Source organism: Amnibacterium soli (assembly GCF_039544415.1).
In the GTDB taxonomy this organism is placed as follows: Bacteria; Actinomycetota; Actinomycetes; order Actinomycetales; family Microbacteriaceae; genus Amnibacterium; species Amnibacterium soli.
Map to the genome: position 1 here is coordinate 224237 of NZ_BAABLP010000004.1, position 14371 is coordinate 238607.

Annotated in this window: 16 protein-coding genes; 6 read left to right on the plus strand and 10 right to left on the minus strand. The window is 73.9% G+C overall.

Features of this window, described 5'->3' with window-relative positions; all coding sequences use genetic code 11:
• Nucleotides 1-46: 46 nt before the first annotated feature.
• A complete protein-coding gene (locus tag ABEA53_RS10575; protein ID WP_345481116.1) occupies nt 47-1333 on the plus strand; it encodes an adenylosuccinate synthase in 1287 nt (428 codons plus the stop codon).
• 61 nt (nt 1334-1394) lie between these two features.
• Here ABEA53_RS10575 and ABEA53_RS10580 read toward each other — a convergent pair whose 3' ends face one another.
• A complete protein-coding gene (locus ABEA53_RS10580) occupies nt 1395-3155 on the minus strand; it encodes a cation:proton antiporter (RefSeq protein ID WP_345481117.1) in 1761 nt (586 codons plus the stop codon).
• Nucleotides 3156-3187: 32 nt separating this feature from the next.
• Nucleotides 3188-3766, minus strand: a complete 579-nt coding sequence (locus ABEA53_RS10585; protein WP_345481118.1) for a TetR/AcrR family transcriptional regulator — start codon at nt 3764-3766, stop codon at nt 3188-3190.
• A 77-nt stretch (nt 3767-3843) separates the two neighbouring features.
• Here ABEA53_RS10585 and ABEA53_RS10590 point away from each other — a divergent pair, with 77 nt between their 5' ends.
• Nucleotides 3844-4734, plus strand: a complete 891-nt coding sequence (locus tag ABEA53_RS10590) for an NAD-dependent epimerase/dehydratase family protein (protein ID WP_345481119.1) — start codon at nt 3844-3846, stop codon at nt 4732-4734.
• Nucleotides 4735-4823: 89 nt separating this feature from the next.
• On the plus strand, nt 4824-5126 hold the full coding sequence (locus ABEA53_RS10595) for a chorismate mutase (protein ID WP_345481120.1): 303 nt from the start codon (nt 4824-4826) through the stop codon (nt 5124-5126).
• Between the two features lie 66 nt (nt 5127-5192).
• On the opposite strand, the gene purL is transcribed toward ABEA53_RS10595, so the two are convergent.
• Nucleotides 5193-7520, minus strand: coding sequence for a phosphoribosylformylglycinamidine synthase subunit PurL (purL, locus tag ABEA53_RS10600; RefSeq protein WP_345481121.1), 2328 nt, complete (start codon nt 7518-7520; stop codon nt 5193-5195).
• Between the two features lie 110 nt (nt 7521-7630).
• On the opposite strand from purL, the gene ABEA53_RS10605 reads away from it, so the two are divergent.
• Nucleotides 7631-7915 (plus strand): DUF2316 family protein, encoded by a 285-nt coding sequence (locus ABEA53_RS10605; protein ID WP_345481123.1) that lies wholly within the window; start codon nt 7631-7633, stop codon nt 7913-7915.
• 10 nt (nt 7916-7925) lie between these two features.
• Here the strand turns inward: ABEA53_RS10605 and purQ are convergent, their stop codons facing one another.
• The 5 genes from purQ to purD form a co-directional block, all read right to left on the minus strand.
• A complete protein-coding gene (gene purQ, locus ABEA53_RS10610; protein ID WP_345481124.1) occupies nt 7926-8624 on the minus strand; it encodes a phosphoribosylformylglycinamidine synthase subunit PurQ in 699 nt (232 codons plus the stop codon).
• On the minus strand, nt 8621-8887 hold the full coding sequence (gene purS / locus ABEA53_RS10615) for a phosphoribosylformylglycinamidine synthase subunit PurS (protein ID WP_345481126.1): 267 nt from the start codon (nt 8885-8887) through the stop codon (nt 8621-8623). The genes purQ and purS overlap by 4 nt, the downstream gene beginning before the upstream one ends.
• 43 nt (nt 8888-8930) lie before the next feature.
• On the minus strand, nt 8931-9782 hold the full coding sequence (locus ABEA53_RS10620) for a VOC family protein (protein ID WP_345481127.1): 852 nt from the start codon (nt 9780-9782) through the stop codon (nt 8931-8933).
• A 243-nt stretch (nt 9783-10025) separates the two neighbouring features.
• Complete coding sequence (locus ABEA53_RS10625; protein ID WP_345481128.1) at nt 10026-10877, minus strand: phosphoribosylaminoimidazolesuccinocarboxamide synthase; 852 nt, start codon at nt 10875-10877, stop codon at nt 10026-10028.
• A complete protein-coding gene (gene purD, locus ABEA53_RS10630; RefSeq protein ID WP_345481129.1) occupies nt 10874-12139 on the minus strand; it encodes a phosphoribosylamine--glycine ligase in 1266 nt (421 codons plus the stop codon). The genes ABEA53_RS10625 and purD overlap by 4 nt, the downstream gene beginning before the upstream one ends.
• Before the next feature lie 39 nt (nt 12140-12178).
• On the opposite strand from purD, the gene ABEA53_RS10635 reads away from it, so the two are divergent.
• Both ABEA53_RS10635 and ABEA53_RS10640 read left to right on the plus strand, forming a co-directional pair.
• Nucleotides 12179-12550: a sterol carrier family protein gene (locus tag ABEA53_RS10635; RefSeq protein ID WP_345481131.1), complete on the plus strand. Its 372-nt coding sequence runs from the start codon at nt 12179-12181 to the stop codon at nt 12548-12550.
• Nucleotides 12547-12930, plus strand: a complete 384-nt coding sequence (locus ABEA53_RS10640) for a hypothetical protein (protein ID WP_345481132.1) — start codon at nt 12547-12549, stop codon at nt 12928-12930. The genes ABEA53_RS10635 and ABEA53_RS10640 overlap by 4 nt, the downstream gene beginning before the upstream one ends.
• A 105-nt stretch (nt 12931-13035) precedes the next feature.
• On the opposite strand, the gene ABEA53_RS10645 is transcribed toward ABEA53_RS10640, so the two are convergent.
• Together ABEA53_RS10645 and ABEA53_RS10650 are read right to left on the minus strand one after the other, a co-directional pair.
• Nucleotides 13036-13584: a hypothetical protein gene (locus ABEA53_RS10645; protein WP_345481133.1), complete on the minus strand. Its 549-nt coding sequence runs from the start codon at nt 13582-13584 to the stop codon at nt 13036-13038.
• On the minus strand, nt 13581-14360 hold the full coding sequence (locus tag ABEA53_RS10650) for an alpha/beta fold hydrolase (protein WP_425550619.1): 780 nt from the start codon (nt 14358-14360) through the stop codon (nt 13581-13583). Before ABEA53_RS10650 ends, ABEA53_RS10645 begins: the two co-directional genes overlap by 4 nt.
• Nucleotides 14361-14371 lie beyond the last annotated feature (11 nt).

Here is a 14371-nt window from a genome sequence, read left to right on the forward strand (position 1 = left end):
TCCGGCGGCTCGATAGGGTTGCACTTCAAGAGGAAGGGATCCTCCTATGCCCGCAATCGTCCTGATCGGTGCCCAGTGGGGCGATGAAGGCAAGGGCAAGGCGACCGACCTGCTCGCCGGCCGCGTCGACTACGTCGTCAAGTTCAACGGCGGCAACAATGCCGGCCACACGGTCGTGATCGGCGACAAGAAGTTCGCGCTCCACCTGCTGCCCTCCGGCATCCTCAGCCCCGGCGTCGTGCCCGTCATCGCGAACGGCACCGTGATCGACCTCGAGGTGCTCTTCTCCGAGCTGGAGGCGCTGACCGCGCGCGGCGTCGACGTGTCCCGCCTCCGCGTCTCCGCGAACGCGCACGTCATCACGCAGTACCACCGCACGATCGACCGGGTGACCGAGCGCTTCCTCGGCAAGCGCCAGATCGGCACCACCGGCCGCGGCATCGGCCCGACCTACGCGGACAAGATCAACCGCGTCGGCATCCGCATCCAGGACCTGTTCGACGAGGGCATCCTGCGGCAGAAGGTCGAGGGCGCCCTCGACCAGAAGAACCACCTGCTGCTGAAGGTCTACAACCGCCGCGCGATCGGTGCCGACGAGGTCGTCGCCGACCTGCTGCAGTACGTCGACCGCCTGCGGCCGATGGTGGCCGACACCGCGCTCGAGCTCAACACCGCGCTCGACGAAGGCCGCACCGTCCTGTTCGAGGGCGGCCAGGCGACGATGCTCGACGTCGACCACGGCACCTACCCCTTCGTCACCTCGTCCAACGCGACGAGCGGCGGCGCCGCGACCGGCTCCGGGGTCGCGCCGAACCGGATGCAGCGGGTCATCGCGGTCGCGAAGGCCTACACGACCCGGGTCGGCGCCGGGCCGTTCCCGACCGAGCTGCACGACGCGTCGGGGGAGTTCCTCCGCTCGCGCGGGTTCGAGTTCGGCACCACCACGGGGCGCCCCCGGCGGACCGGCTGGTTCGACGCCCCGATCGCCCGCTACTCGCAGCGCATCAACGGCGTCACCGACTTCGTGCTCACGAAGCTCGACGTGCTCACCGGCCTCGAGCGGATCCCGGTCTGCGTCGCGTACGAGGTCGACGGCCGTCGCGTCGACGAGGTGCCCGTCAGCCAGTCCGACTTCCACCACGCGACCCCGGTCTACGAGGAGTTCGCGGGCTGGGACGAGGACATCACCGGCGCCCGCTCGTTCGACGACCTGCCGAGGGCGGCGCAGGAGTACGTGCTCGCGCTCGAGGAGATGAGCCGCGCCCCGATCTCCGTGATCGGCGTGGGCCCCGCCCGCGACGGCGTCATCGTCCGCCGCGACCTCCTGGGCTGACGCTCTCGCGTTGACGGATCAGGGGATCCGGCAGACCGGATCCCCTGATCCGTGAACAGGGTCAGTGGTCGCTGCGGGCGGGACGGAGGCGGGCCTCCTCGAGATCGAGCAGCGCCTGCGCCCGGTCCTCGATGCGGGCCGGGTAGAGGCCCTGCCGTCGCAGCTCGAGCAGGTGCTCGCGCTCGGCCTCCACGACCGCGAGGCGGAGCCGGCGGAAGAGCCGGTGCGGTGTCGCCTCGAGCGGCAGGTGACCGCTGTGGCTGCGCTCCCACGCGGCCTCCGCCCGGAGGTAGGAGGCCTGGCGGACCCGCTCGATCACCTCGGGGTCGACGTCGGTCGTGCTGTCCACGACCCCCGACGGGTCGTCGAGCACCGCGAGGCCGGTGAAGCTCAGCTCGTCGAGCAGGGCGGCGAGCTGCTGCTGGTCCTCCTCCTCGTCGATGCCGCTGATCCGCAGCGCGCGGATCAGTGCGGGGAGGGTGCCGCCCTGCAGCAGCAGCGTCACGACCGCGACGACGAAGGCGATCAGGATCAGCTGCGACCGGTACGGCACGTCCGGCAGCGACTGGGCGGCCGCGAGCGTCACCACGCCGCGCATGCCGCTCCAGCCGAGCACGACGCCGCCGCGCCAGTCGATCGACTGGCTCCGCAGCTGCTCGAGGTCCGCCCGCTGCCGGGTGTAGCGACGCCGCAGGGCGCTGATCCGCTTCCGGCGGAACCCGGCAGCCGGTTCCCGCAGCCGCGCCTGGAGGAACTGCAGGGAGCGCAGCGTCCGCGCCTCGGCGTGCTGCTCGCGCAGCTTGAGCAGCAGCACCAGCGGGCCGACCCACAGGAACCGGAGCGCGATCAGGATGACGGTGGCGAGGAGTCCGAGCGCGATCGTCGACGTCAGGGACAGCTCCGAGGAGTTCGCGTCCACGTCCTCCACCAGCGACCGGATCTGCAGGCCGATCAGCAGGAAGACGGCGTTCTCGAGGAGGAACTGGATCGTGCTCCAGTTGATGCGGTCGCTCGTCCTGGTCAGCACCGAGACGGACCCCGGGTTCGCGTACCCGGTGTAGAGCCCGGCGACGACGACGGCCAGCACGCCGGAGGCGCCGATCGCGTTCGTCGGCGCGAAGGCGAGGAACGGCACGGTGATCGAGATCGCGGTCGCGAGCACGGAGTCGTCGAGCCGCGAGCGGACGGCCACCGTGACGACGCCGACGATCAAGCCGATCACGACCGCCGTGACGACCGCGAAGGCGAACTGCTCGGCCGTCAGCAGCAGGTTCACCTCGGCCTTCGCCCCGACGAGCGCGACGGCGGAGCCGAACAGCACGAGCGCGGTGGCGTCGTTGACGAGGCCCTCGCCCTCGAGCACCACGAGCAGTCGCGGCGGCAGCCCGAGCCGTCGACCCACCGCGGTCGCCGCGACCGCGTCCGGCGGGCTCAGCACCGCGCCGAGCGCGATGCCCGCGGCGAGGTCGAGCCGGTCGAGGCTGTCGAAGAGCACGAACCCCGTGCCGAAGGCGGTCACGACGACGAGGACCACCGAGAGGCTGACGATCGTGCCGAGGTTGCGCCGGAAGTCGACGAAGGAGAGCCGGATCGCCGCCGCGTACAGGATCGGCGGCAGCAGCACGTCGAGCACGAACTCGTGCGGCACCTCGAGCTCCGGGACCCCGGGCGCGTAGGAGATCCCGACGCCGATGACGACCAGGAAGATCGGGGCGGCGATGCCGAGGCGGCGCGAGAACGCGGCGACCAGCACGATCACGACGATGCCGATGACGCCGACGACCTCGATGACGCCGAAGTCGATTCCCGCGGCGTGCTCCATCCCCGTCGAGGATACCGGGAGGGTCGCGCCCATCAGGTGCCCGGATCGGCCGGGACGAGCGCCCGCAGGCGGCGCAGCAGCTCGCGCTCGATGTCCTGCAGCGGCCGCTCCTCGTCGTCGGCGAGCCACTGGCGGAACGCGGTCGTGAAGACGGCTCCGCCGACCTCGGCGGCGAGCCGGGACTCCGGTGCCGTCACACCGCGCTCCTCGAGGCAGGTCTCGATGGTGTCCGTGATCGCGGCGCGCTTCAGCGACTCCCGCTCCCGCAGTGCGGGATTCGCGTCGATGACGGTCTGCCGCCGCTGCGACCACGGTCGCCGCTCGGGCGGGAAGAAGTCGGCGGCGCCGACGAGGGAGGCCTCGACGAGCTCGAGCGGACCTGCGCCCTCGGGGGCGGCGCGCACGCCGTCGACGAACCCCTGGCGGTACTGCTCGCCGCCGCTGAAGAGCACCTCGCGCTTGTCGGCGTAGTGCCGGAAGAACGTCCGCTCCGTCAGGCCCGTCGCCGCGGCGATGTCCTGGACCGTCGTCTCCTCGTACCCCCGCTCGAGGAACAGGGCGATCGCGGCCGCCTGCAGGCGGTCCTTCGTCCCCGGCTCCCAGCGCGTCACGGTCCGAGGGTACCCATGACAGCGACTGACATCGGAGTGTACAGTGATGTCAGTCACTGACGAAGAAGGAGGAGCGCATGCGCGTGTTCATCACCGGAGCATCGGGCTGGATCGGATCGGCCACCACCGCCTCGCTGCTGGCCCGCGGTCACGAGGTCGTCGGCGCCGCCCGGTCCGACGCGTCCGCCGCGAAGCTCGAGCGGCTCGGTGCCGCAGTCCGCCGCACGGACCTCGACGACCTGGCGGGCCTGCGGGCCGCCGCCCTCGAGGCCGACGCCGTCGTCCACCTCGCGAACAAGCACGACTTCAGCGATCCGACGGGCACGAACCGCGCGGCCGTCCAGACCTTCGTCGACGCCCTGACCGGCACCGACAAGCCGTTCCTGCTCGCCTCCGGGCTCGCGGGGTACCGGCTCGGGCGGCCGATCGCCGAGACGGACCGCATCGACGCGCGGGGCCCGGAGGCGATGCGCGGCGGCACCGAGAACCTGGCCCTCGACGCCGCGGCCGGGACGGGGCTGCGAGCCGCGAGCCTCCGCTTCGCACCGACCGTCCACGGCGCCGGCGACCACGGCTTCATCGCCTTCCTGGTGCAGGCCGCGCGGCAGGCGGGCGCGGCGCTGTTCGTCGGCGACGGCGAGAACGCGTGGTCGGCCGTCCACGTCTCCGATGCCGGGGACGCGGTCGCCCGCGCCGTCGAGCGAGCGCACGGCGGCACCGCCGTCCACGTCGTCGCGGAGCAGGGCGTCCCGACGCGGGAGATCGCGGAGGCGATCGGGCGGGGCCTCGGGCTGCCGACCCGGTCCGTCGATCAGGAGGAGGCGACGCGGCGCCTCGGTTTCATCGGGCACGTCCTCGGCATGGACCTGGCGGCGACCAGCGAGGTCACCCGGGGCGAGCTGGGGTGGACCCCCTCCGGCCCGACCCTGCTCGAGGACCTCGCGACCGACGCCTACTTCCGCGCCTGATCCCCGTCCTTGCTCACGCTTCGTGCCGCGCGCCCGGTCGTCGTGCGGCACGAAGCGTGAGCGACGAGGGGGAGCCCTAGGGTCGGAGCATGAGCGAGGACGAGGCCGCGGAGCTGCAGTCGCTGCGCAGCAGCATCGACAACATCGACGCGGCGCTCGTGCACCTGCTCGCCGAGCGCTTCAAGTGCACGCAGCGCGTGGGGCACCTCAAGGCCACCGCCGGCATGCCCGCCGCCGACCCGGACCGGGAGCGCCAGCAGATCGCCCGCCTCCGCGCGCTCGCCGAGGACTCGCACCTCGACCCCGCGTTCGCGGAGGCGTTCCTCGCCTTCATCGTCGCGGAGGTCATCCACCACCACGAGCGCATCGCGGAGGACGTCGCCGGCGGCTGAGCCTCCTCCGCCCGTCAGCGGCTGCTCCGCCCGCTGGTGCGGGCGGAGCAGCCGCTCAGAGGCGGGTCAGGCGCCGACGCGCGGGCCGAGCCGGGCCGGAAGCGTGCCCTCGTAGGCCGAGCGCAGGTCGCCGATCGGCACCTCGAAGCGGTCCTGCACCTCGAGGGTGCCGCTCTCCGCGTCCGTGACGCCGATGCGCAGGCGGGGCACGCGACGGCCGGCGCACAGGCCGACGAACTTCACGTCCTCCTCGCGCGGCACGGCGACGAGCACGCGCGCGGTCGACTCGCTGAACAGCGCGGTCGCGATGTCGACGCCGTCGCGCTCGAGCACCTCGCCGAGGAACACGCGGGCGCCGACGCCGAAGCGCAGCACCCCCTCCGCCAGCGCGACGGCGAGGCCGCCCTCGCCGAGGTCGTGCGCCGCGGACACGAGCTGCTCGTCGCGCGCGGCGGCGAGCAGGCCGGCCAGGTCGCGCTCGGCCTCGAGCCGGGCGACCGGCGGCCGACCGCCGAGGTGGTCGTGCACGACGCCCGCCCAGGCCGAGCCGTCGAGCTCGAGCGCGGTCGTGCCGAGCAGGTACAGGTTCAGGCCGTCGTCCTGCCAGCCGGACGGGATCCGCTTGGCGACGTCGTCGATGACCCCGAGCACGCCGACGACCGGCGTCGGGTGGATCGCGGTGCTGCCGGTCTGGTTGTACAGCGAGACGTTGCCGCCGGTGACGGGCACCTCGAGCGCGAGGCAGGCGTCGGCGAGGCCGTCGACGGCCTCGGAGAGCTGCCACATCACCTCGGGGTTGGTCGGGGCGCCGAAGTTCAGGCAGTCGGTGACGGCCAGCGGCGTCGCTCCGGTGACGGCGACGTTCCGGTACGCCTCCGACAGCGCCAGCTGCGCGCCGGCACGCGGGTCCAGGGCGCAGTAGCGGCCGTTCGCGTCCGTCGCGACGGCGACGCCGAGCCCCGACTCCTCGTCGACGCGGATCATGCCGCCGTCGTCCGGGAAGGACAGGGCGGTGTTGCCGAGCACGTACCGGTCGTACTGGTCGGTGATCCAGCTTGGGCTGGCGAGGGAGGGGGAGGCGAGCAGCGACAGCACCTGCGCCCGCAGCTCGTCGCCCTCGGTCGGCCGGGGCAGCGCCGCCGCGGTGTCGGCCTGCAGGGCGTCGAGCCCGGCGGGCCGCGCGACCGGCCGGTCGTAGACGGGGCCGTCGACGGCGACCGTCGTCGGGTCGACGTCGACGATCGTCTCGCCGTGCCAGGTGATGACGAGGCGGCCGGTGTCGGTGACCTCGCCCAGCACGCTCGTCTCCACGTCCCAGCGGGACGTGACGGCGAGGAAGCCCTCGAGCTGGTCGGGGCGGACGATCGCCATCATCCGCTCCTGGCTCTCGGACATGAGGATCTCCTCCGCCGTCAGCGAGGGGTCGCGCAGCAGCACCGAGTCGAGGTCGACCTGCATGCCGCCGTCGCCGTTCGCCGCGAGCTCGCTCGTCGCGCAGCTGATGCCGGCCGCGCCGAGGTCCTGGATCGCCTCCACGAGGTCCCCGTGGAACAGGTCGAGGCAGCACTCGATGAGCACCTTCTCCGCGAAGGGGTCGCCGACCTGCACCGCGGGGCGCTTGGTCGGGCCGCCGGCGGAGAACGTGTCGGAGGCGAGGATCGACGCCCCGCCGATGCCGTCGCCGCCGGTGCGGGCGCCGAACAGCACGACCTTGTTGCCAGCGCCGGTCGCGTTCGCGAGGCGCAGGTCCTCGTGCCGCATCACCCCGACCGCGAGCACGTTCACGAGCGGGTTGCCCTGGTAGACGGCGTCGAACACCGTCTCGCCGCCGATGTTCGGCAGCCCGAGGCAGTTGCCGTAGTGCGCGACGCCGGCGACGACGCCGTGCACGACCCGCAGCGTGTCCTCCTCCGCGAGGTCGCCGAAGCGCAGCTGGTCCATGACGGCGACCGGCCGGGCGCCCATGGCGATGATGTCGCGCACGATGCCGCCGACGCCGGTCGCGGCGCCCTGGAACGGCTCGATGTAGGAGGGGTGGTTGTGGCTCTCCGCCTTGAACGTCACGGCCCAGCCGCGGCCGATGTCGACCACGCCGGCGTTCTGCCCCATGCCGACCATCAGGTGCTCGCGCATCTTCGGCGACACCTTGTCGCCGAAGCGCCGCAGGTACTGCTTGCTCGACTTGTACGAGCAGTGCTCGCTCCACATCACCGAGTACATGGCGAGCTCGCCGGAGGTGGGGCGGCGGCCGAGCAGCTCGCGCACCTTCGCGTACTCGTCATCGGTGAGGCCGAGCGCCGCGTACGGCTGCTCCCGGTCGGGCGTCGCCGCAGCGCGCTCGACGGAGTCGACGTGGGCGGTGGTCGCAGGGCTCGCGGGAGCGTCGCTCGTCACGTCGTCCAACTGTACGGGGCCTCCGGCGGCCCGGTTCCGCTCGCGGGATCCGCGCGACCGCCCACCGCGCGCCGACTCCGTCGCGACCGCGGCAGGAGGAGGGTGTGCGCATGTCCCTGACGCCGGAGCAGCGGCACCGCACCGCGGCGGAGCTGCACGCGAACCTCGCGCTCGCCGGCGTGACCGAGGCCCGGGCCCGTGCGGGCACCGACCTCGACGAGCACGAGTGGCGCGAGGCGATGCACGTGTCGTCGCGGGCGCGTCCGGAGGACGTCTGGCTGATCCGCGACCGGCTGCTCGTGCTGGTGCACGCGGCGGGCCGGCAGGCGGTGCCGTTCACCGTGCTGACGGAGGACGTCCGCGCGGCGGCCTCCGTCCGCTTCCCCCTCCACTGAGCGGGAGGGCTCAGGCGGCGAGCAGCGCCTCGAGCGCGGAGCGGAAGACGCGCAGGCCGTCGACGCCGGAGCGCATCGCCGCGGGGGTGTCCGGGCCGAACCCGGGCTCGACGGCGTGCTCGGGGTGCGGCATCAGGCCGACGACGTTGCCGCGCTCGTTCGCGATGCCCGCGATGTGGTTCGCGGAGCCGTTCGGGTCGACCTCGAGGTAGCGGAACACGACGCGGCCCTCCCCCTCGAGGCGCGCGATCGTGTCCGCGTCGGCCACGTAGCCGCCCTCCCCGTTCTTCAGGGGGATGACGATCTCCTCGCCGGACGCGAAGGCGCTGGACCACGCGGTGCCGGTCTGCTCGACCCGCAGCCGCTGGTCGCGGCAGACGAAGGCGCCGTGGTCGTTGCGCACCAGCCCGCCGGGCAGCAGGTGCGCCTCCGTCAGCATCTGGAAGCCGTTGCAGATGCCGAGCACCGGGGTGCCCTGCTCGGCGGCGGCGATCACCTCGGTCATCAGCGGGGACCGCGCGGCGATCGCGCCGCAGCGCAGGTAGTCGCCGTAGCTGAAGCCGCCGGGCAGCACCACGGCGTCCACGCCCTGCAGGTCGTGGTCGCCGTGCCAGAGCCGTACGGGCTCCGCGCCCGCGAGCCGCACGGCGCGGCGGGCGTCGCCGTCGTCGAGCGAGCCGGGGAAGGTGACGACGCCGACGCGGGTCACGCGAGCGCCTCCGCGTCGCGCAGCTCGTGCACGCTCACCACGTCCTCGATCACGAGGTTCGCGAGCAGCGTCTCCGCCACGTCGCGCGCCTCCGCGAGCAGGGCGTCGGTCACCTCGCCGTCGACGTGCAGCTCGAAGCGCTTGCCGACGCGGACGCCGCTGTAGGCGGACCTCCCGAGCCGGTTCAGGGCTCCGGCGACCGCCTTCCCCTGCGGGTCCAGCAGCTCGGCCTTGGGCATCACCTCGACGACGATCACGGGCACCGGTCGAGCGTACCGAGTCGCACGGCGCCTCCGGCCCGCGGCGTCAGTCGGCGAGCGCCGCCCGCACCGCGTTGCGCCACGGGTCCTCGAACACGAGCTCCCGCCCGTCGTCCCGCACCGCGACGCCCGCGGTGCGGAGGCGGTCGGCGAGCGCGCCGAGCGCGTCGGCGTCCGGGAGGCGGAGGGCCACCTGCCCCAGCCCGAGCGCGGGCGTGCGGGGGCCGGCGCCGCGGCTCTCCCACGTGTTCATGCCGACGTGGTGGTGGTAGCCGCCGGCCGACACGAACAGCGCCTGGTCGCCGAAGCGGGCCGTGGTCTCGAAGCCGAGCACGTCGACGTAGAAGGCGCTCGCCGTGGCGATGTCGCCGACCTTGAGGTGCACGTGGCCGACCTCGGCGGCGCCGCCGAGCCGGGCGCGCTCGTCGAGGTGCTCCTGCAGGAACGCGTTCGGGTCGAGCGGCAGCGAGCCCATCCGCACCGTCGAGCCGTCCCACTGCCAGCCGGAGCGCGGACGGTCCCAGTACAGCTCGACGCCGTTGCCCTCCGGGTCGTCGAAGTAGAACGCCTGCGAGACGAGGTGGTCGCTGGACCCGGTGAAGGACCGCGGGTACCGCGTGGCGACGGCGTGCACGGCGGCGGCGAGGGCGGCCCGCGAGTCGAACAGCACGGCCGTGTGGTAGAGCCCGGCGGCGGAACGGGGCGCATGGCGCAGCGCCGCCGAGTGGCGCAGCACCAGCGACGGCACGCCCGCCCGGCCCACCGTGACCTGGCCGGGTGCGGCCTCGAGCACCTCCAGCAGGACGCCTTCGGTGTAGTAGCGGGTCATGGCGTCAAGATCGGCGACGTCGAGGGTGACGGCGCCCATCAGCGTCGCGGGTGCGAGCACGTCGGTCATGCGAGGAGTATGACGCGTCAACCATCCAATCGGAAGGTCCGTCGGCCGTCGGGAGCGACCGCATCTGTGCGATGCAGTCCCAGCTGCGCGCGAGCGAGCGACCGCAATTGGGACCGTGATGCGCCACTGTGCTGGTCCAAGCGGTTCGAGGACGGGGACGCAGGAGCGCACGCCTGTCCGGGTCGCGCGCGAGCGCGCCGCCGAGACCGGGACCAGGGCGGCACCTGCGCCAGCGCGAGGAGCTCAGGCGGGGAGGAGGTCGACGAGCTCGCGGTAGCGGTCGGCGGTTCGCTGCACGATCTCGTCGGGCAGGTCGGGCGGGGTGCCGTGGCCGTCCCAGTGCGCGGCGAGCCAGTCGCGGATGATCTGCTTGTCGAAGCTCACCCCGCGGCGGCCCTCGGCGTAGGCGGCGGCGTCCCAGTAGCGGCTCGAGTCGGGGGTGAGCACCTCGTCCGCGAGCACCAGGCGGCCCTGCTCGTCGTCGCCGAACTCGAGCTTCGTGTCCGCGAGCAGCACGCCCTTCGCCTCCGCCAGGGCGGTCGCCCGGGCGAAGACGGCGAGGGAGGTCGCCCGCAGCGCCTCCGCCGTCTCGGCGCCGACCAGGTCGACCACCTTCTCGAACGGGATGTTCTCGTCGTGCTCGCCCTGCTCGGCCTTGTAGGCCGGCGTGAAGATCGGCTCGGGCAGGCGGTCGCCGTCCTGCAGGCCCTCGGGCAGCGGGACGCCGCTGATGGACCCCGTGCGCCGGTACTCGGCGTAGCCGCTGCCGGTCACGTAGGCGCGCACGACGCATTCCACGGGGTGCATGGACAGGCGCTCGACGAGCATCGACCGGTCGGCGACCTCGGCCGGCACGACCACGTCGTCGGCGTCGGCGAGGTGGTTCGGCACCTCGGGCAGGCGGTCGAACCACCAGCGCGTGAGCCGGGTGAGCAGCGCGGCACGACCGGGGATCGGGCGCGAGAGCACCTGGTCGAACGCGCTGACGCGGTCGTCCGCGACGAGGAGCAGCAGGTCGTCGTGCCCCTCGGGCGCGTAGAGGTCGCGCACCTTGCCCGCGGTGAGGAACGTGAAGCCGGGCAGGTCGGCGGTCATCCGATCCCCTTCGCGATGTCGGTGCGGTGCTGGTTGCCGGGGAAGGCGATGCGGTCGACGCCCGCGTATGCGGCCGCTCGCGCCGCCTCGACGCCGGTCCCGAGTCCGACGACGGTCAGCACCCGGCCTCCGGTCGCCACGAGCCCGGCCTCGTCGAGGGCCGTGGCCGCGTGGTCGACGTGCACGCCCGGCAGCGCCGCGACCTCGTCGAGCCCGCCGATCGGGGCGCCGAGCTCGGGCTCGTCGGGGTAGCCGGCGCTCGCCAGCACCACGCCGACGGCGGCCTCGGGCCGGAAGGCGGGCGCGTCCACGCCGGCGAGCACGCCGATCGCGGCACCGTGCAGCAGACCGCTGAGCGGGGAGGCGAGGCGCGGCAGCACGACCTGCGTCTCCGGGTCCCCGAACCGCGCGTTGAACTCGATGACCTTGATCGAGGTGCCGTCGACCACCAGGCCGCAGTAGAGCAGGCCGATGAAGGGGGTGCCCTCCGCGGCGAGCTGCGCGATCACGGGCTCGGCGATCGTCTCCTGCACCTGCTCGACGAACCGGTCCTCGCCGCCGAACGCCTCCGCGAGCCAGGGGAGGGGGGAGTAGGCGCCCATGCCGCCCGTGTTCGGTCCCCCGTCGCCGTCCTGGAGGCGCTTGAAGTCCTGCGCCGGGCTGAGGGGCAGGGCCACCGATCCGTCGCTGACGAAGAAGAGCGACACCTCGCGCCCGCCGAGGAACTCCTCCAGCAGCACGGGGCCGGTCTCGAGCCAGCGGAGGGCGTGCGCGCGGGCCGCCTCCCGGTCCTCGGTGACCAGGACGCCCTTGCCCGCGGCGAGCCCGTCGGCCTTCACGACGTAGGGGGAGCCGGTGGTGTCGAGCGCGTCGTCGAGCGCGGCCGCGGTCCGCACGTCCACGGCGCGGCCGGTGGGCACGCCGGCCGCGGCCATGATCCGCTTCGCGAACGCCTTGCTGCCCTCGAGGGCGGCGGCCTCCTGCGCGGGCCCGAACACGGGCACGCCCCGCTCCCGCAGCGCATCGGCCACGCCCGCGACCAGAGGCGCCTCCGGGCCGATGACGACGAGCTCGCTGCCCAGCTGCAGCGCGAGCTCGCTGACCGCCGCGGGGTCGGTCGCCTGCACGGGCCGCACCTCGGCGAGCTCGGCGATCCCGGCGTTGCCCGGCGCGACGACGAGGTCGTGACCCGCGCCCTCCGCGGCCAGCGCCCGGGCGATCGCGTGCTCGCGGGCACCGGAACCGACGATGAGGATCCGCACGGCGTCCAACCTATCGGCGCGGCGCGTACCGTTCTCATCGTGGCGAGAGCACGGATCCCGGACGGCGAGGGCGACCAGGCGGTCGCCGCCGCCATCGGCGGCGACGCGGACCGCGCGGTGACGGCCACGGCGGTGCGCTACCTGCTGCAGCTGCTCGGCGAGCGGTACCCCGGCGGCGCGGTGGAGGTGCGCGTGCCGCCCTTCGGCGCCGTGCAGTGCATCGAGGGGCTCAAGCACACCCGCGGCACCCCGCCGAACGTGGTCGAGATGGGGGCAGAGGTGTGGCTGCACGTGGCGACGGGCCGTCGCGGCTGGACGGACGCGATGGAGGCGGGCGCGGTGCAGGCCTCGGGCTCCCGGGCGGACCTCTCCGGCCGGCTGCCGATCTGGCGACCGGCGGTGATGCGATGAGCGACCCGCAGCGCCGCTCGGTGCGCGTCCGCCGCGCGCCGAAGGTCGGCGTCTTCCTGCTCATCGGCGCCGTGCTCGGCGCCCTGATCGCGATCGTGGCCGTCAACGTGACGCCGCCGGACGCGACGGTGCCGAAGATCCAGGCCATCGGGTTCCTGATCCTGCTGCTCGCGCCCGTCGGCGCGCTCGTGGTGGGCGTGTTCGCGCTGGTGCTGGACCGCATCGCGGAGCGCAGGGCGCGCACCGTCGAGGTCGAGCTGATCGAGTCGGGCCGTCGGGCGCCGGACGACGTGCGCCCGGAGGACGCGGTCGCAGGCCAGGAGCCGCCGGCGGCGGACCGACCGGTCGACCCCGCGCCGTCTGCCGACGACCCGCGCTGACCCGCTGCTCGGCGGCGCTCGCCCCCGCACACCTCGCCCCCGGCAGCGCTGCGGGCGCCTGAGGGCTGCCGAAGCGGACGAGCGCTGCCGGGGCCGACGCCGCGCTCAGCCGCGGCGGGACGGGTCGGCCTCCTGCGGGCCGTCGAGCTCGACGAGCAGCCGCCGCACGACCGGGCGCTCGCGGCGGGCCCGGAGCGGCAGCGAGACGCCGACCGCGACCCAGAACACGACGGCGATCGACCAGAAGACCCGCGCGTAGGGGGTCTGACCGGCGTCGAGCACCCTCGACACCGCGGTGAGCAGCTGCACGCCGGCGAGCAGCGGCCAGAGCCAGCGCCAGCTCGACAGCACGTCGAAGCGGGACTCGAGCGCGTTCCGCATCCGGGTCCGCGCCACCCCCTCCGGCAGCACCCCGCGCTCGATCGTCAGCCGCACGAGCTCCCGTTCGCCGCCGCGGTTCCGCCGCACGGCGAGCACGAGGGCGGCGAGCGCCGCGGCGCACGCGAGGCCCACGCCGAGCGCGAGCGCCAGCAGCGGCGGGGTCGGCGGCACGGGCACCGCCCGGCCGGGGACCACGAGCACGCCGAAGGTGCCGACCAGGAAGCCGCCGGCACCGGCGCCGAGCGTCTCGAGCCGCCGCCTCCCCGGCGTCACGCGCGGAGGAACTCGAGCGCCCGGGTGCGGAACGCGCGCGCCGTCGGGGCGTTGAAGTGGTTGCGGTCGGGGATCGCGAAGAACTCGCCGCCCGGTGCGGCGGCGGCCAGCCGCTCGGACGCCGCGAGGATCGGGTCCTCGGTGCCCGTCGCGAACAGCACCGGCTGCTGCGGCGGATCCGCCGGGTCGGGCTGTTCGCCGCCGCGCATGCCTTCGACGAGCGCGATGAGCGCCGACAGGTCGTTGCCGGGGATCCCCTCCGCCATCGAGACGTAGGCCTGCGTCAGCCGGTCGGTCAGGGGTGCGGAACCGGCGGCGTACGCCTTCGCCTCGTCGACCTGGAATCGCGTGAGGGGGTCGCCGTCGGGGATGCCGCCGAGCACGGCCCGCGTGATCGCATGCGTGGTGCCGAGGGCCGCGTGCCAGCCGACGCGGGCGCCGAGCGAGTACCCGACGTACGCCGCCTCGTCGACCAGGTAGGCGTCGAGCACCGTCTGCACGTCGGTCACGAGCTGCGGCATCGAGTAGGCGCCGGGCTCGTGCGGCTTGCCGCTGCTGCCGTGCCCGCGCTGGTCGAGCGCGATCACGCGGAACCCGGCCCGCTCCAGCTCCCGCACCCACCCCGTGACGATCCAGTTCGCGTAGGCGGACGACGCGAAGCCGTGCACCGCGAGCACCACCGGCGCATCGGGGTCGCCCAGGTCGTAGGTCGCCAGGGGCACGCCGTCCGAGGCCATGACCCGCTTCGGCTCGGCGGCGGGAGGCAGCAGGCTCACGCCTGGATCCT

Coding starts and splice junctions, on each gene's coding strand:
- ABEA53_RS10575 (WP_345481116.1), top strand. CDS start 47: ATGCCCGCAATCGTCCTGATCGGTGCCCAGTGGGGCGATGAAGGCAAG.
- ABEA53_RS10580 (WP_345481117.1), bottom strand. CDS start 3,155: ATGGAGCACGCCGCGGGAATCGACTTCGGCGTCATCGAGGTCGTCGGC.
- ABEA53_RS10590 (WP_345481119.1), top strand. CDS start 3,844: ATGCGCGTGTTCATCACCGGAGCATCGGGCTGGATCGGATCGGCCACC.
- ABEA53_RS10595 (WP_345481120.1), top strand. CDS start 4,824: ATGAGCGAGGACGAGGCCGCGGAGCTGCAGTCGCTGCGCAGCAGCATC.
- ABEA53_RS10605 (WP_345481123.1), top strand. CDS start 7,631: ATGTCCCTGACGCCGGAGCAGCGGCACCGCACCGCGGCGGAGCTGCAC.
- ABEA53_RS10620 (WP_345481127.1), bottom strand. CDS start 9,782: ATGACCGACGTGCTCGCACCCGCGACGCTGATGGGCGCCGTCACCCTC.
- ABEA53_RS10625 (WP_345481128.1), bottom strand. CDS start 10,877: ATGACCGCCGACCTGCCCGGCTTCACGTTCCTCACCGCGGGCAAGGTG.
- ABEA53_RS10640 (WP_345481132.1), top strand. CDS start 12,547: ATGAGCGACCCGCAGCGCCGCTCGGTGCGCGTCCGCCGCGCGCCGAAG.